This is a genomic window from Phreatobacter sp., assembly GCF_022843985.1.
Taxonomy (GTDB): domain Bacteria; phylum Pseudomonadota; class Alphaproteobacteria; order Rhizobiales; family Phreatobacteraceae; genus Phreatobacter.
Map to the genome: position 1 here is coordinate 94,216 of NZ_JALHMP010000012.1, position 25,239 is coordinate 119,454.

Here is a 25,239-nt window from a genome sequence, read left to right on the forward strand (position 1 = left end):
AGATTCCGACATGACCTCACCGTCGCTGACCGCCCTCGAAACCCGCATCCGCGACGATCTCGCGCGGATCGCCCATCCCCGGGCGCCGTGGCTGACCCCGCGCGTCGCGCCGGACGGGTCGGCGGCGCTCGACGTGCTGGTGGTCGGGGCGGGGCAGTCCGGGGTGGTCACTGCCTTCGGCCTGAAACGGTCGCGGGTCGACAATGTGCTGGTCATCGACAAGGCCCCCTATGGCGAGGAGGGGCCCTGGGTGACCTTCGCCCGGATGCAGACCCTGCGCAGCCCCAAGGATTTCACCGGGCCGGATCTCGACATTCCGAGCCTCACCTACCAGTCCTGGCACGAGGCCCGCTACGGCGCCGACCATTGGCGGGCGCTGGACCTGATCACGCGCCAGGACTGGAACGACTACCTCCTCTTCATGCGCCGGGTGACGGAGATCCCCGTCGACAACGACACCGAACTCCTGTCGCTGACCCAGGCCGGCGAGCTGGTCGCCGCGACGGTCCGGGGGCCCGGCGGCGAGCGCAGGCTCTACGCCCGCAAGGTGGTGCTGGCGACGGGGCAGGATTCGACCGGCCGCTGGTGGATGCCGGATTTCGTCGCGTCTCTGGCGCCGTCCCTGCGCGCCCATGCGGCCGATGCGATCGACTTCGCCGCGTTGAAGGGCAAGGTCGTGGCGGTGCTGGGCGCCGGCGCCTCGGCTTTCGACAATGCGGCGACGGCGCTCGAAGCCGGCGCGGCCTCGGTCCATCTCTTCTGCCGCCGCCTCGAACCGCAGGTGATCCAGCCCTATCGCTGGATCACCTTCCGCGGTTTCATGAAACACCTCGCCGATCTCGACGATTCCTGGCGCTGGCGGTTCATGAGCCGCGTCATGGGCCTGCGCGAGGGGTTCCCGCAGGCGACCTATGACCGCTGCGCCCGGCATCCCAACTTCCTGCTGCATACGGGTGCGCCCTGGACCGCGGCGCGGGAGGAGGCGGGCCGTGCCGTCGTCACCACCCCCCATGGTGACTTCGCCGCCGATTTCCTCATCTGCGGCACCGGCATCGCCATGGACTATGCGGCCAAGCCCGAGTTGGCCGCCTTCCACGACAATATCGCCACCTGGGGCGACCGCTACTTGCCCCCCGAGGACGAGCGCAGCGACCGCCTCGCCGCCTTCCCCTATCTCTCGCCGGATTACCAGTTCACCGAGAAGGTGACGGGGCGCACGCCCTGGATCGGCAATGTCCATCTCTTCTCGATCGCCTCGACCATGAGCTTCGGTCCCTCCGGCTCGTCGATCAACGCCATGACCACCGCGGTGCCGCGGCTTGTTGACGGGATCACCAAGGGCCTGTTCGCGGCGGATGTGGAGGCGAACTGGGAGACTTTCCTCGCCTATGACGTGGCACAGGCGGAGGTGCGCGAGACAGTGCCGGGGCTCGGTATCGCGGCGGAGTAGCCCGTTTCGTGGATCACCGACCTCATCGCGTCATGCCCGGCCTCGTGCCGGGAATCCACGACTTGACCACCGCATCATGAGAATTCGTGGATGCCCGGGCCAAGCCCGGGCATGACGCATAGGTCTGCGGGAGTGCCGTGTGAGACGGGCACCGAAGGGACGAGGCTCAGCCCGCCGTCGCGGCTTCCCTCTGGCGGGCCGTGGCCGCTTCCGGATCGAAATGCGGGATGGCCGCGATGAGCTCGCGGGCATAGTCGGACGCCGGATCGGTGAACAGCGCCCCGCTCGGTCCCTGCTCGACGATCTGGCCCTTCTGCAGCACGATGGTGCGCTCGCACATCATGCGGACGACGTTGAGATCGTGGCTGACGAAGAGATAGGCGAGGCCCGTCTCCCGCCTGAGACGGTCGAGGAGATGCAGGATCACCGCCTGGACCGACACGTCGAGGGCCGCCGTCGGCTCGTCGAGAACCAGCAGGCGGGGCTTCGCCGCGATGGCGCGGGCAATGCCAACCCGGGCCTTCTGGCCCCCGGAGAGCTGGTGGGGGAAACGGTCGAGGAACTCGGCGGGTAGGCCCACGCGGCGGGCGCAATCCTCGACCTGCCGGCGCAGTTCGCGGCTGTCCTGGACGCCGGCCAGAAGTTTCAGCGGATCGGCGATGCAGTCGAAGGCGGAGAAGCGCGGGTTGAGGCTGTCGCCGTGGTCCTGGAAGACGATCTGGATGTCCTTGCGGAATCGCGACCGGTAGAAGTCGCGCGAGGAGATCTTGCCGATGTCCTCGCCGTCGAAGCCGATGGTGCCGGCGGAGTGATCGAGCAGGCGGCAGACGAGGCGTGAGATGGTGCTCTTGCCCGAACCCGATTCCCCGACGAGGCCGAGGCTCTCGCCGGGCGCGAGGTCGAAGGAGACGTCGTCGACGCCGCGGAAGCCATTGTCGAAGGTCTTCACGAGGTTCGAGACGGTGAGCAGCGCTTCGGCGGGCCGCCGGAGCGACACGCGCGGCGCCGCGGGCGCTGGCTCGCCGGCATCGACCACAAGGCTGTCGACGGTGGAATGGCGGGTCGGCGAGGCGGCGACGAGGCGTTTCGTATAGGGGTGCCGCGGCGCACCGAAAAGGCTCGCGGGCACCGACTGTTCAACCACAAGGCCCTGTTCCATGACGGCGACGCGCTGGCAATATTGCGCGGCGAGGCCGAGGTCGTGGGTGATGAGGACCATCGCCATGCCGCGGCGGGCGGTGATCTCGGCGAGGAGGTCCATCACCGTCTTCTGCGTCGTGACGTCCAATCCGGTGGTGGGCTCGTCGGCGATGAGGAGGGCGGGTTCGCAGGCGATCGCCATGGCGATCATGACGCGCTGGCACATGCCACCCGACAATTCGTGCGGATAGGCGTCGAGGCGCTCCTCGGGATCGCGGATCAGCACGGCCTCGAGCAGTTTCAGTGCCTTGGCGCGGGCCTCCCGCGCCGACAGCGCCTCATGGGCGCGCAGCACGTCGGCGATCTGCAGACCAACCGTGCGGATGGGGTTCAGGGCTGCCCGCGGGTTCTGGAAGATCATCGACATGGCCGCCCCGCGCAGCGGCTGCAGCATGGAACGCGAGGCGCGGGTGATGTCCTGGCCGCGGAAGGTGATGCGGCCGTTGGTGATCCGTCCCGCCCGATCGAGGAGCTGCATCACCGAAAAGGCGGTGACGGACTTGCCGGAGCCGGATTCACCGACAATGCCCAGCGTCTCGCCGGCGTCGAGGCTGAGGGAGACGCCCTTCAGCGCCTCTACCAGGCCGTTACGGGTGGAGAAGGTGACCTTGAGGTCGTCGATGGTGAGGAGCGGCTCCGTCATGTCCGGATCCGCGGATCGAGGATGTCGCGCAGGCCGTCGCCGAGGAGGTTGAAGCAGAGGACGGCGGCCATCAAGGCGGCGCCGGGGAACACGACAAGCCACCATTTGCCGGTGGTGATGAAGCGCGCGCCCTCGGCCACCATGATGCCCCATTCCGGCGTCGGCGCCTGCACGCCGAGGCCGAGGAACGAGAGGCCGGCAGCATTCAGGATGGCCCAGCCGAGGTTGAGCGAGATCTGCACCGCCATGGCCGGGAGGACATTGGGCAGGAGGAAGAGCAGCACGACGCGTACATGGCTGTTACCGGAGGCGCGCGCCGCTTCCACCCAGCCGGAATTGCGGCGGACATTCACCTCGGCGCGGGCGAAGCGGATGTAGAAGGGCAGGTTGATGATGGCGGTGGCGTAGATGATGTTCTCGACCCGGTTGCCGAGCGCCGCCACCAGCGCCATGGCAAGGACGAAGAGCGGGAAGGCCATCAGCACGTCGACGAAGCGGCCGACCCAGCGGTCGAGGCGCCCGCCGGCATAGCCGCAGAAGGCGCCGATCATGGCGCCGAGGACGAAGGAGATGCTCACCGCCGAGGCGGCGATGGCGAGGTCGAGCCGGGTCGCCACCAGCACCCGCGAGAAGACGTCGCGGCCGAGCTGGTCGGTGCCGAACCAGTGGGCGGCGCTCGGCGGCTGCAGTGCCTGCGGCACGTTGGAGACGGTCGGGCCGTAGGGTGCGATCCAGGGCCCGACGATGGCGATGAGCACCAGCAGCGCCGCGCCGATGCCGGCGACGAGCGTCACCGGATTGCCCCTGAGGATGTAGCCGGTATGGCGGAGCGTGGCGCTCATTCAATCGAGACCCGGGGATCGGCGAGGCCGTAGAGCACGTCGATGGTGAGGTTCACCAGGACGAAGATGAAGGCCATCAGCAGGACGAAGCCCTGCACCGGCGCATAGTCGGAGGTCAGCAGGGCGTCGAGCGCGTAGGAGGCGACACCGGGCCAGGAGAAGACTTTCTCGACCAGAACGTTGGCGCCCAGCATGGTGGAGAAGACGATGCCCATGATGGTGATGACGGGCAGGAGCGCATTGCGCAAGGCATAGACCAGGACGACACGCCGCCGCGACAGGCCGAGGGCTTCGCCCGTGCGCACGAAGTCGCTGGTCATGACCGCCAGCATGGCGGCGCGGGTCATGCGGGCGAGCGGCGCCAGGACGAAGAGGGCCATGGTCGCCGCCGGCAGGACGAGCTGGCTCGCCGCGGCGCGCCAGGATTCCCATTCGCCGGCGAGGGCCGCGTCGATGAGGATGAAGCCGGAGACGACCGGTGGCTGAGCCGCGAAGACGTCGAGCCGTCCCGTCGGGTCGGGGGCGATGCCGAGGATGTAGTAGAAGGCGTAGATCAGCAGCAGCCCGGACACGAAGGTCGGCACGCAGACGCCGAGCGAACACAGGAACCTCACCCCGTGGTCGATCAGGGAATTGGGCCTGAGCGCGGCGAGGATGCCGAGCGGCAGGGCTAGAGAGAGGGCGAAAAGCAGCGCCGTGAAGGTGAGTTCGAGCGAGGCCGGCAGACGGTTGATCAGGTCGGTCACCACCGGCTGGCCGGTATTCATCGAGCGGCCGAGATTGCCGGTGGCGATGTCCTTCAGATAGAGCAGCAATTGCTGCGGGATGGGCTTGTCGAGGCCCATCTGCTCCCGGATCATCTGGATTTCCGCCTGTCCGGCATTGGGGCCGGAGGCGAAGAAGACGGCCGGGTCGCCCGGCAGCACCCGCATCAGCAGGAAGGTGAAGACGATCACCCCGAAGAGCGCGGGAACGGAAGACAGGGCCCTCCGTCCCGCGCGCCTGGCGATGCTGGCTGCAAGGCTCATGACCGGCGGGCTCGTCAGATCCGCTTCATGTCGCGGAAGTCGACCTGGCGGTGATAGCCGTAGGTATAGCCGTCGATGTTCTTGGGCATGACCGCGTCCTGGTTCGGCTGCCAGAGCATGACGATCGGTGTCTCCTCCGCCATGATGGCGATCATTTCCTTGCAGGCCGCGTCGTATTTCGCCTTGTCCGTCTCGAACCGCGCCTTCTCCGCAATGTCGGCGATGCGCTGGTCGTTCCAGCCGGAATAGTTCCAGCGCTGCGGACCATAGAGGAAGGTGCGGAAGAAGTAGTCGGTCGAGGGCAGCCAGGCGATCGATGTCTCGATGAAGAAAGGCAGCTTGCGCTCGGTGACCATGGTCGAGATCTGCGCGTCGGGCAGCTTCTGGATCTCGACGCGGATGTTGATGGCGGCAAGGGCTTCCTTCACCAGCGCAGCGATCGGTTCGGCGAAGGCGGCGGAGCCAAGGTTGAAGGCGAAGAACGTGTCGAAGCCATTGGGAAAGCCGGCTTCCGTGAGCAGCGCCTTGGCCTTGGCGACGTCGTGCTTGTAGGGCATGGGCTGCGGGAAGGACGCGTCTGTCGGCGTCCCCGACCAGGTGCCGCCATAGAGCTTGGCGCCGCGCTCGAACAGGCCCGCCTTGAACAGCGAGTCGTAGGGCAGGGCGGCGGCGATCGCCTGGCGCACCTTCTTGTTGTCGAAGGGTGGCATCCTGGTGTTGAAGGCGATCATCGAGAAGGCGTTGAACTGGGGCGTCGAGATCGCCTTGACGCGGCCGCGTGCGACCAGGGTGTCGATGTCGCTCGGCTGAAGGTCGATGGAGAGGTCGGCGTCGCCCTTCTCGATGAGGCTGGCACGCGTCGCGGCCTCGGGAATGGTCTGGCAGATGATGCGCCGGAACGGAGCAGGCTTGCCGTCGACGCCGCCGGTCCAGGCGTCGTTGCGGCGCAGGATGACCTGCTCACCGGGTCGGAAGCTCTCGACGGTGTAGGCGCCGGAACCGGCCGTGTTGTCCTTGGTCCAGGCCTGGCCCCAGGGGTCCTGCGGCGTCACGTGCTTCTTCACCAGGGTGGAGTTGAAGACGATCGCGTAGAGGGTGCAGAGGTTCGGCAGGGCGAGGCGGTCCGGCTTGTCGATCTTGCCGACAACCGTGTGGGTGTCGACGATCGTGAACTGCTCGGGCTTGGTCCATGAACCGGTGCCGATCTGGGCGGCCGCCAGCGAGCGGGCGGAGACGGCGCGATCATAGGACCATTTGACGTCCGCCGCGGTCACCGGGGTGCCGTCGTGGAACTTGGCGTTCTTGCGGATATGGAAGGTGAAGGTCATGCCGTCAGGGCTGATGTCGACCTTCTCGGCGATCTCGCCGCGGATATTATCGATATCGAAGACCCAGTTGCCGTCGCGCTGCTTACGGCCGAAGGAGACGAGCCGGTCATAGACGTTGACGCTGACGCCGAAGGCCTCGCGTGTCGAGCCGGGCATCGTCGGGTCGAGCGTGTTGACCGCGGCGCCGGTGACGTAGCGCAGGGTCTCGGCGCGGGTCTGCGCCTCGGCGCGGCCGCCGAGATAGGGGGCGGTGGCGACAGCGGCCGTTCCCGCGAGGAGGTGACGACGGTTCAGCTTCATGACGCGGTCTCCGTTAAGAAATGCGAGTCGGTGATCCGGTTCCCGGCGGCTCGTCAAGATGAGTGCAATCTCCGTACCAGCAGCGGTTCGCTGGCCATGCGAGGCCTGGCCGAGAAGAATGTGCGTTCGCCGAAATGCCCGACTGCGGAAATCCTCTTCGGCATTTGCTCTCTTGGGCAGCAACTGGGTTGCCCTGCCCAAGGGTTAGGCACCGTCAGCCAGCGAGCCAGCCGCCGTCAACGGCGAGTGTCGTGCCGGTGGTGAAGGCGGCGGCGTCGCTGGCAAGGTAAAGGGCCGCCTCGGCGATCTCTTCCGGCCGGCCGAGGCGGCCAAGCGGATGGCGCGCCACGGACTTGGCTTCCGCGGCGGCGGGATCGACGGCGCGGCCGAAGCTGCGGCGGAGCATCGGTGTATCGATGGCGCCGGGGGCGAGGGCGTTGACGCGGATGCGGTCGGCCGCGAAATCGAGCGCCATGGTGCGGGTGAGGCTGAGGATGGCGCCCTTGGCCGCGATATAGGCGGCATTGCCGGCGCCGCCGGCGATCGCCAGTTGCGAGGCGGTCGTGACGATGGCGCCGCCGCCCTGGGCCCGCATGGCCGGCACGACGGCCCGCGCCCAGAGCCAGGTGCCGCCGACATTGGCGCGGAAGACGCGGTCCCAGTCCTCGGGGCTGGTGGTCATGATCGTGCCGCCGACGGAGAAGCCGGCCGCCGTGAAGAGGATGTCGATGCGGCCGAAACGGGCGAGGGTTGCCGCAGCGTCACGGTCGGCGGTGCCGGGTTCGCCGACATCGGAGATGCAGACCATGGCCTCGCCGCCTTGAGCGGTCACCATGCCGGCTGTCTCGTTGGCGCCGGCCGCGTCACGGTCGACGAGGGCGAGGCGCGCGCCCTCGCGCGCGAAGGCGAGCGCCGTCGCCCGGCCGATGCCGGACCCTCCCCCGGTGATGACCGCGACCTTTCCCGGGAGGCGCATCAGGCCGCCTCTCCGGCCGCACTGGCGAGGGCTGCATCCACGGCCTGTTTCAACAGGTCGACCATGCGGTCGATGTCCGGACGGGTGATGATATACGGCGGCGCCAGGATGACATGGTCGCCGGCATGGCCGTCCGCCGTGCCGGGCGAGGGGTAGCAGAGCAGACCGCGGGCGAAGGCCTCATCCTTCACACGCTTGTAGAGCCCGAGATGGCTGGCGAAGGGCGTCTTCGTCTCGCGGTCCCTGACCAGTTCGACGGCGACGAAGAAGCCGCGGCCGCGGATATCGCCGACATGCGGGTTCTGGCCGAAGGCCTGTTCGAGGGCGCCCATCAGATAGATGCCGTCGTCGCGGCATTTGGCGACCAGCCCATCGCGGATGATGACCTTCTGCACGGCGAGGCCGGCGGCGCAGGCGGCGGTATGGCCGGAATAGGTATGGACCGAGGCGATGGTGCCGAATGTGTCGGCAATGGTGCGGTAGACCTCCTCGGTCATCAGCGCGGCGCCGAGAGGCGCATAGCCTCCCGCGAGGCCCTTGGCGGTCACCATGATGTCGGGCGAGACGCCGTCATGGGCAAGGGTGCGCCAGGTTCCGCAGCGCCCGACGCCGCACATGACCTCGTCGGCCACCATGAGAATGCCGTAGCGGCTGCAGATGTCGCGCATGCGCCGGGCATAGCCGTCTGGAGCGGGGACGGCGCCACCGGCGGCGCCCACCACCGGCTCGAAGAAGAAGGCGGCGATGCGCTCGGCCCCGACGCGGTGGATCTCGCGCTCGAACTCGGCGGCGAGGTGATCGACCAGGTCGGCCTGCGCGACGCCGTCGGCCGGGCGATAGTCATTGGCGGGGGACAGGTGGGTTACCGGCATGAGCGCGCCGACATAGGGCCGGCGGCGCGCCGGATGGCCGGAGAGCGACAGGGCGCCCATCGTGTAGCCGTGCCAGGACTGGCGGCGCGCGAAGAAATGGGTGCGGCCGGCATGGCCGCGGGCGAGGTGATATTGCAGGGCGATCTTGATGGCGGTCTCGGTCGCCTCGGACCCACCGGAGACGAAGGAGACCCGGCTCATGCCGCCGCCCGCCTGGTCGACGATGGTGTCGGCGAGGGCGTCGATCGGGTCGGAGGTGAAATCGGCGGAATAGCCGAAGGACAGGGTGTCGTACTGCGCCTTGATCGCCTCGATCACCTCGCGATGGCCATGGCCGAGACAGAAAAGCGCCGGTCCGGACGAGCCATCGAGAAAGCGCCGCCCGTGTTCGTCGAAGACATGGATGCCTTCGCCGCCGACGGCGCGCGGCAGTCTCTGCCCCACGCGGTGCTGGTTGAGCCAGCGATGCCCGACGTCGTCCATGGCGCTCTCCTTCACGGATGAGGCTAGGGGAGGCTCTCCGCCGCGGTCAAACCCGCCGGGCGCATGGCTGCCCCAGCGGGATACCCGTCTCGGCTGGCGGATCAGCCGCGACCGGCCCAGGCGAGATAATCGGCGGCTGCCTGCGCCAGGCCGAAGCGCGGGGCAAAGCCGGTCGCGGCCTTCAGGCGCTCGAAATCACTGCCGGGACGGTCGGCAGGGATCTGGTAGCGCACGGTCGGTGCGGCCGCGTCGACGCCATGGCTCCAGCCTGGAAAGGCCGGCGCGATGGCGGCGCAGAAGGCTTCCACCGAGAACACTTCCGGCCCCCCCAGATCGAAGATCGGCGCCGGCTGGTCGAACCCGGCAGTGGCGAGGGTGGCCAGGCCCGCCGCCGCATCCCTGGAATAGAGCCAGCCGGCATAGCCCGGGCGCGAGAGGCGCGTCGGCCGCCCGGCCTGGGCATCGGCGATGACCTGGGCCGGCGCCGACAGGATTTCGCGGACGCCGGTATCGCGCTCGAAGGGGCCGTAGACCCCGGCAATGCGCAGGATCGGCGTCGCGATGCCATAGACCGCACCGAGACGGATGGCGACATCCTCGGTCATCTTCTTGGTCAGGCCGTAGAGGGCCGCCGGGGCTGGCGGGTCGACATCGGCCCGGAAGCGCGCGTCGTCGGCCTTGGCGAGGGGGTAGACGCTCGCCGAGGAGGCAATGACGACGCGCGGGCAGCCCGCCTCGGCAGCCGCCCGCATCACGGCAGCGGTGCCGCCGACATTGACCGAGACGATCCGCTCGGGATGGGCGCGTTCCATGTCGGGGCCGGCGGTGATGGCAGCGGCATGGATGACCGCCGAGAAGCGATGGGCGCTCATCAGGGCGCGCAGGCCGTCGCCGTCCCTGACATCGCCGATGCTGACGGCGACGCCGTCCGGTAGCCAGCCGGGCTCTGGCGCATGGGCGGCGAGGACCACGACCTCCTCGCCGGCCGCGGCCAGGTGGTCGACGGTCGCGGCGCCGACGAAGCCGGTACCTCCAGTGATGAGAATGGTCACGCTGCGCCCTTCCTGACGATGCCGGCTTCGCGATGATGCCGCAGGACGGGCTCCGGCGTTAAGGGTCCCGGCACGCGGGTCGGGCATTCGCTCCGCGGGGCCTCAGGCGGCCCAGCGCCCGGCGTCCGGGTCGCGGCCGATCAGGGCGAGGCCGTAAGCGATCGATTCGAACTGGTCGCCGTTGGTGAGCCTGTCCGCGTCGAAGCGGTCGGTGAAGAGGCGACGTATCGCGGGAACGAAGGAGGTGCCGCCGGTGAGGAAGACCTGGTCGATCTCGTTCTCCCGAATGCCGGCCCGGGCGAGCGCCTCGTCGACAGTGGCACCGATCCGCGCGACGTCCCCGGCGATCCAGCATTCGAAGTCGGCCCGGGTGATGCGGCCGGTGATGGCGACGTCCTCGACGATGAAGCGGAACTCGGCCTCGGCGGCGGCGGACAGCGTGACCTTCGCCTCCGAGACCGCCCGGTACAGGGCGAGGCCCAGATCATAGTCGATGATGTCGATGAAACGGAGCAGCCTATCCGGCTCCACAGCGACCTTCGCGAGGTCGCGCAGGCCGGCGAGGTCGCCGTTCGACTTCATCATGGCAAGCTGATGCCAGCGGGCGAGATTGGCATAGTAGCGGTTCGGCACCGTCAGGAGCTTGTCGAGCGAGCGGTAGTTCGAGCCCTTGCCGAGGGCTGGCGAGACCATGTGGTCGACGATCCGGTAGTCGAAACTGTCCCCGGCGATGCCGATGCCGGCATGGGAAAGTGGCGTGGCGGTCAGGCGGCCGTCCCGCCTGGCGAAGCGCATGACCGAGAAGTCGGAGGTGCCGCCGCCGAAATCGGCGACCAGCACGGTGGCGTCGCGGTCGAGGGCGCGAGCATAGAAGAAGGCGGCACCGACCGGCTCGTAGACATAATGCGCATCTCTCAGGCCGAGGCGGCCGAAAGCATCGCGGTAGCGCTGCATGGCGAGGGCGTCGTCCGGATTGCCGCCGGCGAAGCGGACGGGGCGGCCGATCTGCACCCGGGCGCCGGACCAGTCGAGGTCGCGGTCGGCGTGGCGCCTGAGCGTCTGGATGAAGGCGACGAGCAGGTCCTCGAAGCGTGTGGTCTGGCCGAAGATCCGCGTCTCCCTGAAACTGGCGCTGGCGGCGAAGCTCTTGAAGGACTGGATGAAGCGCTGCGCGCCGCCGCCCGCCATGAGCTGGTCCATGGCGAAGGGCCCGCCTTCGACCCGGTTCGTCAGCCTGCCTCCGGCGCGCTCCTGCCAGTAGCACAGCGCCGTGACGAAGCCCTTCAGCGTCACGCCGTCGTGGTGGAAGGTCACGGCCTCGGCCAGGCCGTCCTCGTCGGCCAGGGCCACGACGGTATTGGTCGTGCCGAAGTCGATGCCGATGGAGAGGGGGGCGGGCATTGCCACGGGCGGAGCCTTCCTGCGGAAAGCGGCGGGGCATAGCCCATTGCGGGCGCGCCGGCCAGTGCCCGCGTGCTTCCTGTGGGTTTTGTGGACGGAAGGAGGCGCGCGCCGCGCAGGGATGCTAGGACAGCCGGCGCAGTGGATGAGGGTTCCTGAGTCGGGATGAAAGTCGATATCGACATGGGGTCGCAGTCCGGCGGGAAGGCGGCCACGCTCGATCTTGAGGAGTTGCTGGCGACCCGCCTGCTGGTGCAGGGCAATTCCGGCTCGGGCAAGTCGCACCTCCTGCGGCGGCTGCTGGAACAGAGTGCGCCCTGGGTGCAGCAATGCGTCATCGATCCGGAGGGCGATTTCGTCACGCTCGCCGACCGCTACGGCCATGTCGTGGTCGATGCCGAGCGCAGCGAGGCCGAACTCACCCGCATTGCCGCACGTATCCGCCAGCACCGCGTCTCTGTCGTCCTCAACCTCGAAGGCCTCGATGTCGAGCAGCAGATGCGCTGCGCGGCGGCCTTCCTCGGCGGGCTCTTCGACGCCGACCGCGACCATTGGTACCCGGTGCTGGTTGTTGTCGACGAGGCGCAGCTCTTCGCTCCGGCAGTGGCCGGCGAGGTATCCGACGAGGCGCGCAAACTGTCGCTCGGCGCCATGACCAATCTGATGTGCCGCGGCCGCAAGCGCGGCCTTGCCGGCGTCATCGCCACCCAGCGGCTCGCCAAGCTCGCCAAGAACGTCGCGGCGGAGGCCTCGAACTTCCTGATGGGCCGCACCTTTCTCGACATCGACATGGCCCGGGCCGCCGACCTTCTCGGCATGGACCGCCGGCAGTCGGAGATGTTCCGTGATCTGGCGCGCGGCCATTTCGTCGCCCTCGGGCCCGCCCTGTCGCGTCGGCCGCTGCCGGTGACGATCGGGCCGGTGGAGACCGCCGCCCGCTCGACCAGTCCGAAGCTGACGCCGCTGCCGGAGGCACCGGCGCCGGCGGATGCGCGTGACCTGATCTTCACCCCCGGGGCCGACGAGGTCAGGGCGATGCCCCCGCGCCGGCCACCGCCCCCGCCGCCGGTGTCCACTGCCGACATCCTGACCCAGCTCGCCCAGGCACGGCCGAAGGCGGAGGAGCCGGCAGAGCCGCTGCTGCCGGTCATTGCCGAAGCCGACCATGCGGCGCGGATCGACGAGGTGCTGCGCGAGATCCTCGCCGATCCCGATGCCGCTTTCCGGACGGTGGCGGTGCTCTACCAGGACTTCCTCGTGCGCTGCCGCATCCGCCGCGTGCCGGGCGAACCGCTGACCCTCGCCGATTTCCGCCGCCGCTTCGCCGTGGCGCGGGCCGGCGTCGACATGACGCGCGAGGGCGAGGAGGGCTGGAGCCAGGCGGTGACCCTCTCGGCCGGCCTGCCGGACGACCTTCAGGGGGTGTTCCTGGTCATCGCCCGCGCCGCGCTGACGGGGGCGCCTTGCCCGTCGGACGCCACCATCGCCCGTGTCTATGGCAGCCATTCGCCGAGCCGCGCCCGGCGGCTCATTGCCTATTTCGAGGAGCGGGGCCTGTTCGTCATGCGCACGGATTTCCGCGGCCGGCGCATCGTCGCGTCTCCCGACCTCGCATGCGAGACGGCACCCGGTGATCCGGCCGGCCCCGTGGATGTCTCGCAAGACCTGCCCTCGGCGGCGGAGTAGCCGGGCGTCGGGCCCTCCGGCGCTCGGCACCGGCGCTGTCCGGGGCAGGTGCCGCCCTCGCCAGCCCTTGATCTTCAGAAAATCGTGCCCCTGTTCCGGCGGGAACATCGCGGGTTGGCGCGGTGGCCTAGGGTTTGATCACCGGGGCGAGAGACGCCCCTTTCAAACCAAAGGGAATACGATCATGACCCGCATTAAGACCTTCGCTCTCGCCGCCGTCGCCGCCGCCACCCTGTCGCTTGCCATGGCCCCCCCGGCCGAGGCCCGCTCGCGCAACGCCGCCCTTGGCATCGGCGCCCTGGCCGTCGGCCTCATCGTCGGCAGCGCCGTCGCCGCCTCCAGCCGCGCCCGGGCCTATGAGGTGCGCGAGTGCTTTACCATGCGTCGCTGGGTCGAGGGCCCCTATGGCATGGAGCGCCGCACCGTCCGCGTCTGCGAGTAAGCGCGACGCCCCATCCGCCGCGGTCCCCACAGCCCCAGCCCCCCGGCTGGGGCTCTGGGCTGTTTGGGGCTTTGGTATCCTGAACTGGGCTGCTATGGACAGACAATGAGACCGACGATCTCAGGATTCCTGTTCGTGTCCGGTGCCGCGTTGGTGGTCTGCGGGTTCGTGTACGGCCTGTCGTTTGCTGGTCTGCCCTATCAGGATACAACTCCCGAAATGCAGGAGCGCTGGCTTTTTCACACGCGCATGGCCGACAGGATCATGCTCACCGGTGCAACGGCTCTGGGATGCGGCGTCCTGTGGAGAGCCGTTCTGTGGATCACGCGTATGTTGCAGAGGCCGCGTTCAGACGAGCATCGTCCGTAACACCGACTGCAGCGTCCTTTGTGAAACGATTAGACGCGCCACCGCGGTTCGCTACGTGACGCGTTTGATGGCGGAGACGGAGGGATTCGAACCCTCGATACCCTTTTGGGGTATGCTCATTTAGCAAACGAGTGCCTTCAGCCGCTCGGCCACGTCTCCGTTAGGGGGCTTCTATGCCCGCGCCGCCGGTGATTTGCAAGGCGGGCAGCATGGTCTTGTGGACAGGCGCGGGCCCGCCATCCCCCGCCTCATCGCGCTGTCGCGACAGCTCGGCGCCGCCGCCGCAACGGATTCCGCGCCGCACGGGGCGGCCTGATGCTTCCCGCTTGACAGCGTTGCTCCGTCGCCCTAACGCTTAACTCGATGGTTAAGCATCAGGGGCTACCGCTCAGTCGCACCTTCCAGGCTCTCGCCGATCCGACGCGGCGCGCCCTGCTGGCCCAGCTCGCCTCCAGCGCGGAGATGTCGGTCAGCGATCTCGCGCGGCCGTTTGCGATGTCTCTGCCGGCGGTGATGAAACATCTCGACGTGCTGGCGGAGGCCGACCTCGTCACCCGCACCAAGGCGGGGCGGACCGTGCTCTGCCGGCTGAACGCCGCGCCGATGGAGGAGGCGGTCAACTGGCTCGCCCACTACCAGATCTTCTGGACCGGCCGGCTCGACCGGTTGGAAGCCTTCCTGGAGGAAGAGACATGTCCGCCCAGTCACGGCCCATCCACAGCGCCGGCGGCGCCGCCATCGTCGCCGCCAAGCCGAGCCTCACCCTCCGGCGCTGGTTCAACGCCGCGCCTGCCCGCGTCTACGCGGCGTGGACGGACCCCGAAAAGCTAGCACAATGGTGGGGGCCGGGCACGCCGGACGACGTGATCGTCGCGGATATGGACGTGAGGGTGGGCGGTGATTTCCACATCGGCTTCGCCTATGCGGGCGAGCGCCATGACGTCCACGGCACCTATCAGGAGGTGGTCCCGGGTGAGACGCTGGTCTTTTCCTGGTTCTGGAAGTCGACGCCGGAACGGGTGTCGCGGGTGACGGTCCGCTGCCGGCCGGACGGTGAGGGCTGCATGCTCACCCTCGTCCACGAGCAATTCTCCGACCAGGCGGCTCGCCTCAGCCATACGCGTGGCTGGACCGCGTCTCTCAACAAACTGGAAGCCCATTTCGCAAGGGCGGTCTGAGCCACACGGGCGTTCCGGCCGCGCATTCCGACGCCATGCCGGAGCCAGGGAGTGGCTCTGCGGCGGTCCTCCGGAGGAGTGTCCCTGCCGGAAGGGGGGCCGTCGTCTCTTGTCCGCATGCAACCGGAGCGCGAAGCGGTTGCAGCGGACTGATAGGACGTAATTCCTGTCATTCTTGCCACATTTTGGCGGTCAGGCGCGGGCGGCAGCGTCATCCGCCGTAGCGGGTGCCGGCCTCCTCGGCGAAGGCGAATTCACCGATCAGGCGGACGCCGCCGAGCCAGATCGCACTGACCTCGCCGTCGGCATCCCGCATCCGCGTGGCAACCTCGCCGGCCTGGCTGAAGCCGGGCGCGCAGGTGATCAGCCCGGCGTCGAGACCGGTGACGGTGATTTCGCTGACCTCGGCGAGCGGGGGGGTGAGCGCCGGCGGCGAGGCGAGGACCTTGTCGCCGACGGGGACCAGATCGACGGCGCCCCAGAGCGTCCACCAGCGCCCCGCCCAGTCAGCGACCTCCTCCGTCGGCGGCCCGCTCTTCTCGAAGGCCTTGAGGATATGGGCGATGCCGTCGACGAAGGCCTGGGCCGGGCCGTCGATGGCATTGGTCAGGACGGAGATGGCGAGATCCTGGCCGGGGAAGACGGCCGTGCGCGACAGCGTGCCGGCGAAGGAACCGGAATGGCCGAACCAGTCCCAGCCGGCCAGCGAGCCAGAGATCGTGCCGAGCCCATAGTAGCGCTCCAGCATCGATTCGCTGTCGCGCCAGTGGCGTCGCGTCATGTCGCGACGGGCGGCGGCGGAGAGCAGCGCCGCGGGCGAGGCGGGCGCGAGCTGGGAGAAGAACCGCGCGAGGTCGGCGGCCGTGGAGACGAAGCCGGTGGCGGAGGCGAGGTCGGCGGTCGGGGCATTGCCGGGGATGACCAGGCGCTTGCCGAAGGGCAGGCGGGTCGAATGGCCGCTGGCCAGCGTGCCGGCGGTCATCAGCCCGATATCGGCATAGGTCTCTGTCAGCCCGGCCGGTGCCACGATCTCGCGCATGATCCAGTCGCGGTAGTGCTCGCCGGTCACCGCCTCGATGACGAGGCCGAGAATGCCGTAGCCGTGGTTGGAATATTTGAACCGCTGGCCTGCCGGCAGGGGCGGGGGCAGCGCCAGTTCCTCGCGCAGTTGCGCGGCGGTGAGGAAGGGCCTGAGGTCGCCGAAATAGCCGGCATCGGCGCCGTCGCGGACATAGCCGGCGCTGTGGGAGAGAAGCTGCTGCAGGGTCGCGGCGGCCGCCTCTTCGTGCAGGCCCTGGACGAAGGTGCCGGCGGCATCATCGAGGCGCAGAAGGCCCCGGTCCTTGAGCTTGAGGATGGCGGCGGCGGTGAAGGTCTTGGAATGGGAGGCGACACGGAAACGGTGGCGCGGGGTCAGCGCCTCGCCGGTGGACAGGTCGGCTGTGCCGAAGGCCTCCTCCAGAACGATGTCGCCCCGGTGGGCGACGGCGATGGAACAGCCGGGCTGGTCGACGTGCTGGACCTGAAAATCGATCCAGCGCGGCACGTAGTCGAGCGCAGCCCTCAGCCAGGCGTCCATGGTTCCCACCCCTTGCAATGCATGACGGCCGGACTTTGGCACGGCGCTGCGACAGGGGGAAAGCGGGAGATCGCCGGATGGTGAAAGGGCGACCTCCCGGAGGCGGGTCGGTCAGGCAGCGGCGAGCTTCTTCTCCACGACGCGCGCATAGAAGGCGGCGGCATAGGGCAGCAGCTTGTCGTTGAAGTCATAGGCGGGGTTGTGGACCTGGGCGGAATCGCCGTTGCCGATGTTGATATAGGCGCCGGGCACCTTCTCCAGCATGAAGGAGAAGTCCTCGGAGCCCATCTTGAGCCCGCCATCGCGATTGACCTGGGCGTCCCCGACGAGCTCGGCCGCCACGTCGGCGGCGAAGGCGGCATGGTCCGGCGTGTTGTAAAGCGGCGCGAAAATGAGGCGCCAGTCGACCTCGGCGGTGGCGCCAAAGCCCGCTGCGACGCCCTTGGCCATCCGCTTCATGTTCTCCTCGAGCAGCTGGCCGACCTCCGGCTTGAAATAGCGGGCGGTGCCGCGGATCCAGGCCGTGTCGGGCACGACATTATAGGCATCGCCGCCCTCGATCCGCGTCACCGAGATGACGCCCTGGTCGACGGCGCCGATATTGCGGGCGACGATGGACTGCAGGGCCGTGACGATCTGGCAGGCAGTGAGCACCGGGTCGATGGAGTGTTCGGGATGGGCGCCATGGGAGCCGCGGCCCTGCACCTTGATGTCGAAGAAGGCGCCGCCTGCCATCATGTAGCCGGGCCGGATGGCGAATTTGCCGACGTCGAGTTTCGGCGTGTTGTGAAAGCCGAAGACGGCGTCGCAGGGGAAGCGCTCGAACAGGCCATCGGCCAGCATGGCGCGGGCACCGCCGACGCCTTCCTCGGCCGGCTGGAAGATGAGCGTCACCGTACCGTCGAAATTCTTCGTCTCGGCGAGATATTTGGCAGCCCCCAGCATGCTGGCGGTGTGGCCGTCATGGCCGCAGGCATGCATGCGGTTCTCGAATTTCGAGCGATAGGCGAGCTGGGTGATCTCGTGCATCGGCAGCGCGTCCATGTCACAGCGCAGGCCGACGGAGCGGGGCGACGTGCCGACCTTCAGGCGGCCGACGACACCGGTCTTGCCGACATGGCGGTGGACCTCGTAGCCCCAGCCCTCCAGCGCTTTGGCGACGATCTCGGAGGTGCGCGTCTCCTCGAAGCCGATTTCCGGATGGGCGTGAAAGTCGTGCCGCCAGGCGGTCATCTCGGGGGCGAGGGCGGTGATCTTCTCGGGGATCGGCATGGCAGGCTCTCAGGGCTCGGAACGGTTCGGCACGTGGCCAGGGCGCGACCATAGCCGCGCGCGGTGCCGACGGCCATGCGGGCATTGCCGGTGCCGCCCGCGATCCTTGCGCGGCAGCCATGCCGGTCGGGCCGCCCGATTGCATGGCGGCGGTCCCGCGGCCAAGGATGGGCCGTTGCCACCTTCCATGTCCGAGACAGTCTTTCATGCACCCCTGTGATCTCTCCGCCGTCGAAGCGCGCCGCCTGATCGGTGCCAAGAAGCTCTCCGCCACCGAGCTCGTCGAGAGCTGTATCGCGCGCACCGACGCCGTCGATCCGGCAGTAAACTCCATGGTGGCGCGGGATGATGCCGCAGCGCGCGCCGCCGCCAAGGCCGCCGACGCGGCCGTGGCGCGGGGCGATGCTCTCGGCGCTCTCCACGGCCTGCCGGTGGGCGTGAAGGACCTGGAGAACACCAAGGGTCTCAGGACGACCTATGGCAGCCTGATCTTCAAGGATTTCGTGCCGGATGAAGACCAGCTCATCGTCAAGTCGGTCAGGGATGCCGGCGCTATCGTTCTCGGCAAGACCAACACGCCGGAATGGGGCGCCGGCGCCAATACCCGCAATTCCGTCTATGGCGCGACCGGCAATCCCTTCGATCCCACCCGCTCGGCGGCCGGTTCATCCGGCGGTTCCGGCGTCGCGCTTGCCTGCGGCATGGTGCCGATCGCCACGGGATCGGATACCGGCGGCTCGCTGCGCAATCCCGCCGCCTTCAACGGCATTGTCGGCTTCCGCCCGTCGCCGGGGCTCGTGCCGAGCGACAAGCGGCCGCTCGGCTGGAACCCGCTCAGCGTGCTCGGGCCGATGGCCCGCACCGTGCCGGATCTCTGCCTGCTCCTGTCCACCATGGTCTCGGACGATGCCTGCGATCCGCTGGCGACGACCATCCACGGCCGCACCGTGCGCCGGGCCGAGGATTTCGCCATGCCGGCGGAGATCGACCTCGCGGGCTTGCGGGTCGCCGTGACGCCCGATTTCGGCTTCAGCCCCACCGAGAGGCACATCCGCGCCGTCTTCGCCGAGAAGGTCGCGCTCTTCGGCCACCTCTTCGCCGGGGTCGAGGAGGCGACACCGGATTGCACCGGCACGGACGAGACCTTCGAGGTGCTGCGGTCGGTCGCCTTCATGGCCGGCATGTATGAGCGGGTGCGCGACACGCCCGAGCTCGTCGGCCCCAATGTGCGCACCAATGTCGAGGAGGGGCTGACCTATTCGGCGCTCGACGTGACCCGGGCGCTGAAACAGCAGACCATCCTCTACAAGAACTGGCAGCGGTTCTTCGACCGCTATGACGTGATCCTGTCTCCCGCCGTGACGCTGAGCCCGCGGCCCTGGTCGGAACTCTACCCCGCCGAGATCGACGGCCAGCCGACGCGCAGCTATTTCCACTGGCTCGCCAATGCCTACGCAGTGACCAATGTCGGCCATCCCGCCCTGTCGCTGCCGGTGGGCCTCGACCACGCGGGCATGCCCTTCGGGCTGCAGATCGTCGGGCCGCGCGGTGGCGACGCCAAGGTTCTCGCCGTGGCGGCGGCGCTGGAGCGCGAATTGGCCGGCGATGCCAGGACCGCCCGTCCCGTTCCCGATCTTGCCAGGCTGGCCACCGCGCCGCCGATCAGCGCCATGCCGGGTTTCCTCGGCTTCGACTGACGGGCCCATGCGCGGCCGGGATTGCCATGGGCCTCCGGCCGCGCCACGATGTCGCAGGCTAGGCCCGGTTGAAGGGCGCGCCGATTGCAAGGGGAGAAGTGTCCATGGGAATCGATCGACGATCGCTGCTGAAGGCGGCTGCCGTCTCGCTGGTGGCCGCACCGGCCCTGGCACAGGACTGGCGCGCGTCCACCATGCGGTTCATTCCCCAGGCGAACCTGTCCTCGCTCGATCCGATCTGGACGACCGCGACCGTCACCAACAACCACGGCTACTACGTCTATGACACGCTCTATGCGTCCGACATGGACTTCGTCGCGCGGCCGCAGATGGCCGAGGGGCAAGAGGTGCTCGACAACGGGCTGCGCTGGCGCTTCAAGCTGCGGGCCGGCCTGAAGTTCCATGACGGTGAGGCGGTTCGGGCGCAGGATTGCATCGCCTCGATCATGCGCTGGACGCAGCGCGATTCCTTCGGCCAGCTGGTCGCGCGGGTCATCGACAGCTGGCAGGTGGTCGACGACCGTACATTCGACCTGAAGCTGAAGCGGCCGTTCCCGCTTCTGCTCGACGCGCTCGGCAAGCCCGATACGCCAGCCTTCATCATGCCCGAGCGTCATGCCAAGACGGAAGCCACCCGGCAGGTCACCGAGATGATCGGCTCTGGCCCCTATCGCTTCCTCGCCGGCGAGTACAATTCCGGCAGCCGCGTGGTCTACGAGAAGTTCGACGGCTATGTGCCGCGCCAGGAGGCCGCCAGCCGCGGGGCCGGCGCCAAGGTCGCCCATTTCCCGCGCATCGAATGGCACATCCTCCCCGATCCCTCGACGGCCGCCAATGCGATTGTCCGAGGCGAGATGGACTGGTGGGAGCGCCCGCCCGCCGACCTGCAGCCGCTGCTTGCCCGTTCGCGCGACATCACCCGCGAGGTGACCGATCCGTCGGGCCGCCTCGCCATCATGCGCCTCAACCACCTGCAGGCCCCCTTCAACAATGTGAAGGTGCGCCAGGCCGTCAGGATGGCGGCGATGCAGGAAGACTATATGCGGGGGTCGCAAGGCAACGACACCTCGGCCTGGACGGTCTGCCGGAGCCTCTGGCCGCAAGGAACGCCCTATTACAGCGGCGAGCAGGAGGACCTGATGCCGCAGTCGATCGACAAGGCCAAGGCGGCCCTCCAGGCGTCCGGCTATGCGGGCGAGAAGGTCGTCATCATCAACCCGACCGATTTTCCGGATATCGGTCCGCTCGGGCAGGTGACTGCCGATATCCTGCAGAAGATCGGCATGAACGTGGAACTGGCCGAAACCGACTGGGGCACCGTCATCCAGCGCCGCGGTAGCCGCGAGGCGACCGACAAGGGTGGCTGGAGCATCTTCCACACGACGGGCCCGGCTTCCGGCTGGGGCACGCCCGCCACATCGCTGCTGGTGCGCGGGCAGGGCGCCCGCGGCTGGTTCGGCTGGTGGGACAGTCCGAAGGCCGAGGCGCTGACCGAGGAATGGCTCTACGCCCCCGATACGGCGGGCCAGCAGAAGGCGGCCAAGGAACTCGGTCGCCTGGCGCTCGAGGAGGTCGCAACGGTGCCGCTTGGCCAGTTCACCCTGCGCACGGCCTATCGCAAGACGCTCACCGGCATGGCCCATGGCTCGGCGCCCTATCCCTGGAGCCTCAGGCGCGCCTGAGGCGGCGGGCACGCACCGACCCGGGCGTCACGTCGCAGGTTTGGGGGCGGCTGCGCCTGCCGTGGACCCGGGCTCGTCCAGCGCGACGAAGGGGAGGTCATGGGCATGGGTGGTGCCAGACACCGCTCCCTGCCGGGTTGCCCCGTGAATTTCTTCGATGATGCCGCGTGCGATTTCCCGCTCGCCCATGATCACGGTTCCTGCACCCAGCCCCTTGAGGTGCTCCACCTCCGCGTCGGAATGGGCGCGGGCGATGATGGCGAGGGCCGGGTTGGCCGCCTTTGCGGTCTCGACGATCTGTCCGGCCTCGAAGGCGTTCGGGATGGCAACGATCAGGCGGTGGGCGCCGGCAATGTTCGCGCTGGTCAGGATCTCCTGCTGCACGGCGTTGCCGGAGATGGTTTCGACGCCCTCGTGGCGCAGGCGCGCCTGCGGCCGGGTGGCATCCTCGATCACGAGATAGGGCAAACCTTTCGCGCGCAGACCCTCGGCGACGAGGCTGCCGACGCGGCCATAGCCGACGAGGACCGTATGGCCGGTCAGTCCCGTGCTTTGCGGCGCCTCGTCATCCGTGCCTGGGGGCGTTGCGGGTGGGGCCGCGGCAGCCTCTCTGTTGGCTGAGGTCTCGGGGGAGGGCGCCGCATTCAGGTCGAGCCGCCGCTTGAGCCAGCCGATGCCGGCGAAGACCGCCGGGTTCAGCATGATGGACAGGATAGCGCCGGCAAGGATGAGATCGCGGCCTTCCGGTGGCAGGAGCTTCAGCCCGACGCCGAGCTCGGCGAGAATGAAGGAGAATTCGCCGATCTGGGCCAGCGAGGCGGAGACGGTCAGGGCGGTGCTGGCGGGATAGCGGAAGGCCACGACGATCAGGAAGGCGGCGAGCGACTTGCCGATGATGATGATGAAAAGCGTCGCCAGGATCGGCCAGGCCGCCGTCAGGAGCGTCCACGGGTTGAACAGCATGCCGACGGAGACGAAGAACAACACCGAGAAGGCGTCGCGAAGCGGCAGCGATTCCTCCGCCGCGCGGTGGCTGAGTTCGGATTCGCTCATGATCATGCCGGCGAAGAAAGCCCCCAGTGCGAAGGAGACGCCGAAGAGCTTGGTGGCACCGAAGGCGACGCCGAGCGCGATGGCGAGCACGGCGAGGCGGAACAGTTCGCGCGACCCGGTATGGGCCACGTAGTGCAGCAGCCAGGGGATGACTTTGCGGCCGAGGCCCAGCATCACCGCGACGAAACCGGCCACCTTCAGCAGGGTGACGAGAATGACGCCGCCGACCCCGAGGTCGAGCCATTGCACGAGGGGGTCGCTTGCGGCGCTCGTCTGGCTCGCCCCGCCCATGATCCCCGCCAGCGCCGGCAGCAGCACCAGAGCCAGGACCATGGCAATGTCCTCGACGATGAGCCAGCCGACCGCGATGCGGCCGCGCTCGGTCTCGATGAGGCGGCGCTCCTGCAGGGCCCTGAGAAGCACCACCGTGCTGGCCACCGACAGGGCGAGGCCGAAGACGATTCCGGCGCCGATGGGCCAGCCGAGCAGCCAGGCGAGGCCCATGCCCAACAGGGTCGCCGTCGCCATCTGCACGACGGCGCCGGGCACCGCGATGGCCCGCACCGACAGCAGGTCCTTGAGCGAGAAATGCAGGCCGACCCCGAACATCAGCAGGATGACGCCCATCTCGGCGAGTTCCGTGCCGAGCTTCTGGTCGGCGACGAAGCCTGGCGTGTGCGGCCCGATGAGGATGCCGGCGAGCAGATAGCCGACCAGCGTCGGGAGTTTCAGACGGTTGGCGATGAGACCAAAGATGAAGGCGAGCCCGAGACCGGCGACGATGGTGGCGATCAGCGGGGTGTCATGCGGCATCGGGCGGCCTTCATCCTCGAACATCATGGCTGGGAACCGGACTACAGGCGCCGGTCCGACCATTATGGGGACTGCGCCCTGGCGAGACAACATTCCCCGCCAGGGAAACGGCCGAAATCATGCCGAAATGGGGGGTCAGATCCCCGAGGCGAGATAACCGCCATCGACGGCGATGACCGTGCCAGTCACGAAGCTGGCGGCGGGCGAGGCGAGATAGACCGCCGCGCCGACCAGTTCCCGCGTCTGGCCCCAGCGCCCCATGGGGGTGCGGCGCAAGGCATTTTCCTTGCGGTCGGCGGGCATCTTCGCCGCGTTGAGTTCGGTCATGAAGAAGCCCGGCGAGATGGCATTGACGCGGACGCCCTGCGGCGCCCACTCGGCGGCGAGGGTCTGTGTCAGGCCGACCACCGCATGTTTGGTCATCGCGTAGGGACAGGCCTTGGGCCAGCCGCGATGGGCCGAGAGCGAGGCGATGTTGATGATGGCGCCGCTGCCGCGCGCGACCATGGCCCGGCCGAAGGTGGTGCAGGCAAAGAACACGCTGGTCTGGTTGGTGCGGAAGATCAGGTCGATCTCCGCGGGGGTGAAATCGAGGGTCGGCTTGATGATCGTCGTGCCCTGGCACGGCACGAGGATGTCGACCGGTCCGAAATCGCGCGCCACCGTGGCGGCGAGCTCCTGCAGCTGGCCGGCATCGGTGACGTCGGCGACATAGCCCTTCGATCCGGGATAGGCGGCAGCAAGGCGCGCGGCAGCCTCCTGCAGCTTGTCCGGGCTGCGGGCGGCGATGGCGACGCGGGCGCCGGCTTCGGCATAGCCATGGGCGATGGCCTCGCCGATGCCGCTGGAACCGCCGATGATGAGGGCATTGAGCCCGGCGAGGGACAGGGATGTCGAGGGCTGGGTCATCGCGCGGGCCTTCCCGCGAGGGCAACGGCGATGAGGGAGAGGTGCCGGGGCGGGCCGGCCGGGATCGTGGACATGGTCATTTCCTCTGCGGTCTTGGCGGTTGGCCGCGGGAGCCAAGGTGCTGGGAGGCCGGCGCCGATGCAAGGGGATGCGGGCCGGGGTCGTTGCCATGCGGCGTCCCGCCACGCTGTCATGTCGCGCGCGCATGTCGTTGCGGAAGGAGAAAATTATTGCGTGAAGTGTCCGGAACCCTGCAATAGAGGGCAGCAATATTCTTTTCTGGGCCGGCCTGGGCCCGGTGCCACAGGGGGGCAAGAGCATGGATGCCATCGACCGGAAGATCCTCACTTTCCTCCAGGACGATGCGGCGATCTCGATCGCCGAGCTCGCCTCGCGCATCAACCTGTCACAGACCCCCTGCTGGAAGCGCATCCAGAAGCTCGAGGCGGCCGGCTATATCATCAAGCGCGTCGCGCTGGTCTCGCCGGAAAAGCTCGGCCTCGGCCTGACGGTCTTCGTCTCCATCGAGACCGCCGATCATTCCCGCGAATGGCTCGCGCGCTTCGCCGAGACGGTGTCGGGCATGTCCGAGGTGATGGAATTCTACCGCATGGCCGGCGATGTCGACTACATGCTGCGCGTGGTCGTCACCGACATGGCGGCCTATGACGCCTTCTACAAGCGGCTGATCGACACGATCCCGCTGAAGAACGTCACCTCGCGCTTCGCGATGGAGCGGATCAAGTCGACCACGGCCTATGAAGTTCCGGTCCCGGCGAAGGGGTGAATCGGCGTGATAGGTTTTTAATCCACCGCGGTGCCGGCACCAGCCCTTCACGGCACTATCGTAAAAGTGGCGCCACATCTAGGCCGTAAACCCATAAACGGCCACATCGGATTCCCTCACATGGACATTCGTGATTCAAGCTCCTTTTTGGGAGCTTCACGATGGGCCGCTACGACCTGACGGATTTCGAGTGGGAG

The 25,239-nt window shown here is 68.3% G+C and carries 21 protein-coding genes and 1 tRNA gene; 9 read left to right on the forward strand and 13 right to left on the reverse strand.

Translation table 11 applies throughout. The annotated features are described in order from the left end of the window. Positions 1–10: 10 nt before the first annotated feature. Positions 11–1,450: an NAD(P)/FAD-dependent oxidoreductase gene (locus Q0C57_RS10630; protein WP_296576075.1), complete on the forward strand. Its 1,440-nt coding sequence runs from the start codon at positions 11–13 to the stop codon at positions 1,448–1,450. Positions 1,451–1,616: 166 nt separating this feature from the next. On the opposite strand, the gene Q0C57_RS10635 is transcribed toward Q0C57_RS10630, so the two are convergent. The 8 genes from Q0C57_RS10635 to Q0C57_RS10670 all read right to left on the reverse strand — a co-directional run bounded on the left by Q0C57_RS10635 (position 1,617) and on the right by Q0C57_RS10670 (position 11,575). After that, the gene (locus Q0C57_RS10635) at positions 1,617–3,293 is read right to left on the reverse strand and encodes an ABC transporter ATP-binding protein (protein ID WP_296576077.1); all 1,677 of its coding nucleotides are present in this window, start codon (positions 3,291–3,293) and stop codon (positions 1,617–1,619) included. Beyond that, entirely contained in the window at positions 3,290–4,135 is an 846-nt protein-coding gene (locus Q0C57_RS10640) for an ABC transporter permease (protein ID WP_296576080.1), read from the reverse strand. The genes Q0C57_RS10635 and Q0C57_RS10640 overlap by 4 nt, the downstream gene beginning before the upstream one ends. Next, positions 4,132–5,163, reverse strand: coding sequence for an ABC transporter permease (locus Q0C57_RS10645; protein WP_296576081.1), 1,032 nt, complete (start codon positions 5,161–5,163; stop codon positions 4,132–4,134). The genes Q0C57_RS10640 and Q0C57_RS10645 overlap by 4 nt, the downstream gene beginning before the upstream one ends. A gap of 14 nt (positions 5,164–5,177) precedes the next feature. Then, a complete protein-coding gene (locus tag Q0C57_RS10650) occupies positions 5,178–6,791 on the reverse strand; it encodes an ABC transporter substrate-binding protein (RefSeq protein WP_296576084.1) in 1,614 nt (537 codons plus the stop codon). A 214-nt stretch (positions 6,792–7,005) separates the two neighbouring features. Then, positions 7,006–7,767 carry an SDR family oxidoreductase gene (locus Q0C57_RS10655; RefSeq protein ID WP_296576086.1) on the reverse strand — a complete coding sequence of 254 codons (762 nt, stop codon included), beginning with the start codon at positions 7,765–7,767 and terminating at the stop codon, positions 7,006–7,008. Then, the gene (locus tag Q0C57_RS10660; protein ID WP_296576088.1) at positions 7,767–9,122 is read right to left on the reverse strand and encodes an aspartate aminotransferase family protein; all 1,356 of its coding nucleotides are present in this window, start codon (positions 9,120–9,122) and stop codon (positions 7,767–7,769) included. The genes Q0C57_RS10655 and Q0C57_RS10660 overlap by 1 nt, the downstream gene beginning before the upstream one ends. Positions 9,123–9,223: 101 nt before the next feature. Next, entirely contained in the window at positions 9,224–10,174 is a 951-nt protein-coding gene (locus Q0C57_RS10665) for an NAD(P)-dependent oxidoreductase (protein WP_296576091.1), read from the reverse strand. A gap of 102 nt (positions 10,175–10,276) precedes the next feature. After that, entirely contained in the window at positions 10,277–11,575 is a 1,299-nt protein-coding gene (locus Q0C57_RS10670; RefSeq protein WP_296576128.1) for an Hsp70 family protein, read from the reverse strand. Between the two features lie 165 nt (positions 11,576–11,740). On the opposite strand from Q0C57_RS10670, the gene Q0C57_RS10675 reads away from it, so the two are divergent. From Q0C57_RS10675 to Q0C57_RS10685, 3 genes are all read left to right on the forward strand, one after another. Further along, positions 11,741–13,261, forward strand: coding sequence for an ATP-binding protein (locus tag Q0C57_RS10675; RefSeq protein WP_296576093.1), 1,521 nt, complete (start codon positions 11,741–11,743; stop codon positions 13,259–13,261). A gap of 184 nt (positions 13,262–13,445) precedes the next feature. Then, positions 13,446–13,703 carry a hypothetical protein gene (locus Q0C57_RS10680; RefSeq protein WP_296576095.1) on the forward strand — a complete coding sequence of 86 codons (258 nt, stop codon included), beginning with the start codon at positions 13,446–13,448 and terminating at the stop codon, positions 13,701–13,703. A gap of 105 nt (positions 13,704–13,808) precedes the next feature. Then, positions 13,809–14,072: a hypothetical protein gene (locus Q0C57_RS10685; RefSeq protein ID WP_296576098.1), complete on the forward strand. Its 264-nt coding sequence runs from the start codon at positions 13,809–13,811 to the stop codon at positions 14,070–14,072. Between the two features lie 68 nt (positions 14,073–14,140). Here Q0C57_RS10685 and Q0C57_RS10690 read toward each other — a convergent pair. Continuing rightward, a tRNA-Ser gene (locus tag Q0C57_RS10690) sits at positions 14,141–14,231 on the reverse strand. Positions 14,232–14,435: 204 nt separating this feature from the next. On the opposite strand from Q0C57_RS10690, the gene Q0C57_RS10695 reads away from it, so the two are divergent. Both Q0C57_RS10695 and Q0C57_RS10700 read left to right on the forward strand, forming a co-directional pair. Then, positions 14,436–14,903, forward strand: a complete 468-nt coding sequence (locus tag Q0C57_RS10695) for a metalloregulator ArsR/SmtB family transcription factor (protein ID WP_296576100.1) — start codon at positions 14,436–14,438, stop codon at positions 14,901–14,903. After that, positions 14,810–15,250 carry an SRPBCC domain-containing protein gene (locus Q0C57_RS10700; protein WP_296576131.1) on the forward strand — a complete coding sequence of 147 codons (441 nt, stop codon included), beginning with the start codon at positions 14,810–14,812 and terminating at the stop codon, positions 15,248–15,250. The genes Q0C57_RS10695 and Q0C57_RS10700 overlap by 94 nt, the downstream gene beginning before the upstream one ends. A 211-nt stretch (positions 15,251–15,461) precedes the next feature. Here the strand turns inward: Q0C57_RS10700 and Q0C57_RS10705 are convergent, their stop codons facing one another. After that, positions 15,462–16,829, reverse strand: a complete 1,368-nt coding sequence (locus Q0C57_RS10705; protein WP_296576103.1) for a serine hydrolase — start codon at positions 16,827–16,829, stop codon at positions 15,462–15,464. A gap of 111 nt (positions 16,830–16,940) precedes the next feature. Further along, positions 16,941–18,101 (reverse strand): M20 aminoacylase family protein, encoded by a 1,161-nt coding sequence (locus tag Q0C57_RS10710; protein ID WP_296576106.1) that lies wholly within the window; start codon positions 18,099–18,101, stop codon positions 16,941–16,943. A 206-nt stretch (positions 18,102–18,307) separates the two neighbouring features. Here Q0C57_RS10710 and Q0C57_RS10715 point away from each other — a divergent pair, with 206 nt between their 5' ends. After that, a complete protein-coding gene (locus Q0C57_RS10715) occupies positions 18,308–19,798 on the forward strand; it encodes an amidase (protein WP_296576109.1) in 1,491 nt (496 codons plus the stop codon). 104 nt (positions 19,799–19,902) lie between these two features. Then, positions 19,903–21,480 (forward strand): ABC transporter substrate-binding protein, encoded by a 1,578-nt coding sequence (locus Q0C57_RS10720; RefSeq protein WP_296576113.1) that lies wholly within the window; start codon positions 19,903–19,905, stop codon positions 21,478–21,480. Between the two features lie 27 nt (positions 21,481–21,507). Here Q0C57_RS10720 and ybaL read toward each other — a convergent pair whose 3' ends face one another. After that, on the reverse strand, positions 21,508–23,346 hold the full coding sequence (ybaL, locus tag Q0C57_RS10725; RefSeq protein ID WP_296576116.1) for a YbaL family putative K(+) efflux transporter: 1,839 nt from the start codon (positions 23,344–23,346) through the stop codon (positions 21,508–21,510). A gap of 135 nt (positions 23,347–23,481) precedes the next feature. Further along, a complete protein-coding gene (locus tag Q0C57_RS10730; protein ID WP_296576119.1) occupies positions 23,482–24,255 on the reverse strand; it encodes an SDR family oxidoreductase in 774 nt (257 codons plus the stop codon). A gap of 319 nt (positions 24,256–24,574) precedes the next feature. Between Q0C57_RS10730 and Q0C57_RS10735 the strand changes: the two genes are divergently transcribed. Further along, positions 24,575–25,042, forward strand: coding sequence for an Lrp/AsnC family transcriptional regulator (locus tag Q0C57_RS10735; protein WP_296576122.1), 468 nt, complete (start codon positions 24,575–24,577; stop codon positions 25,040–25,042). Positions 25,043–25,239: the final 197 nt, after the last annotated feature.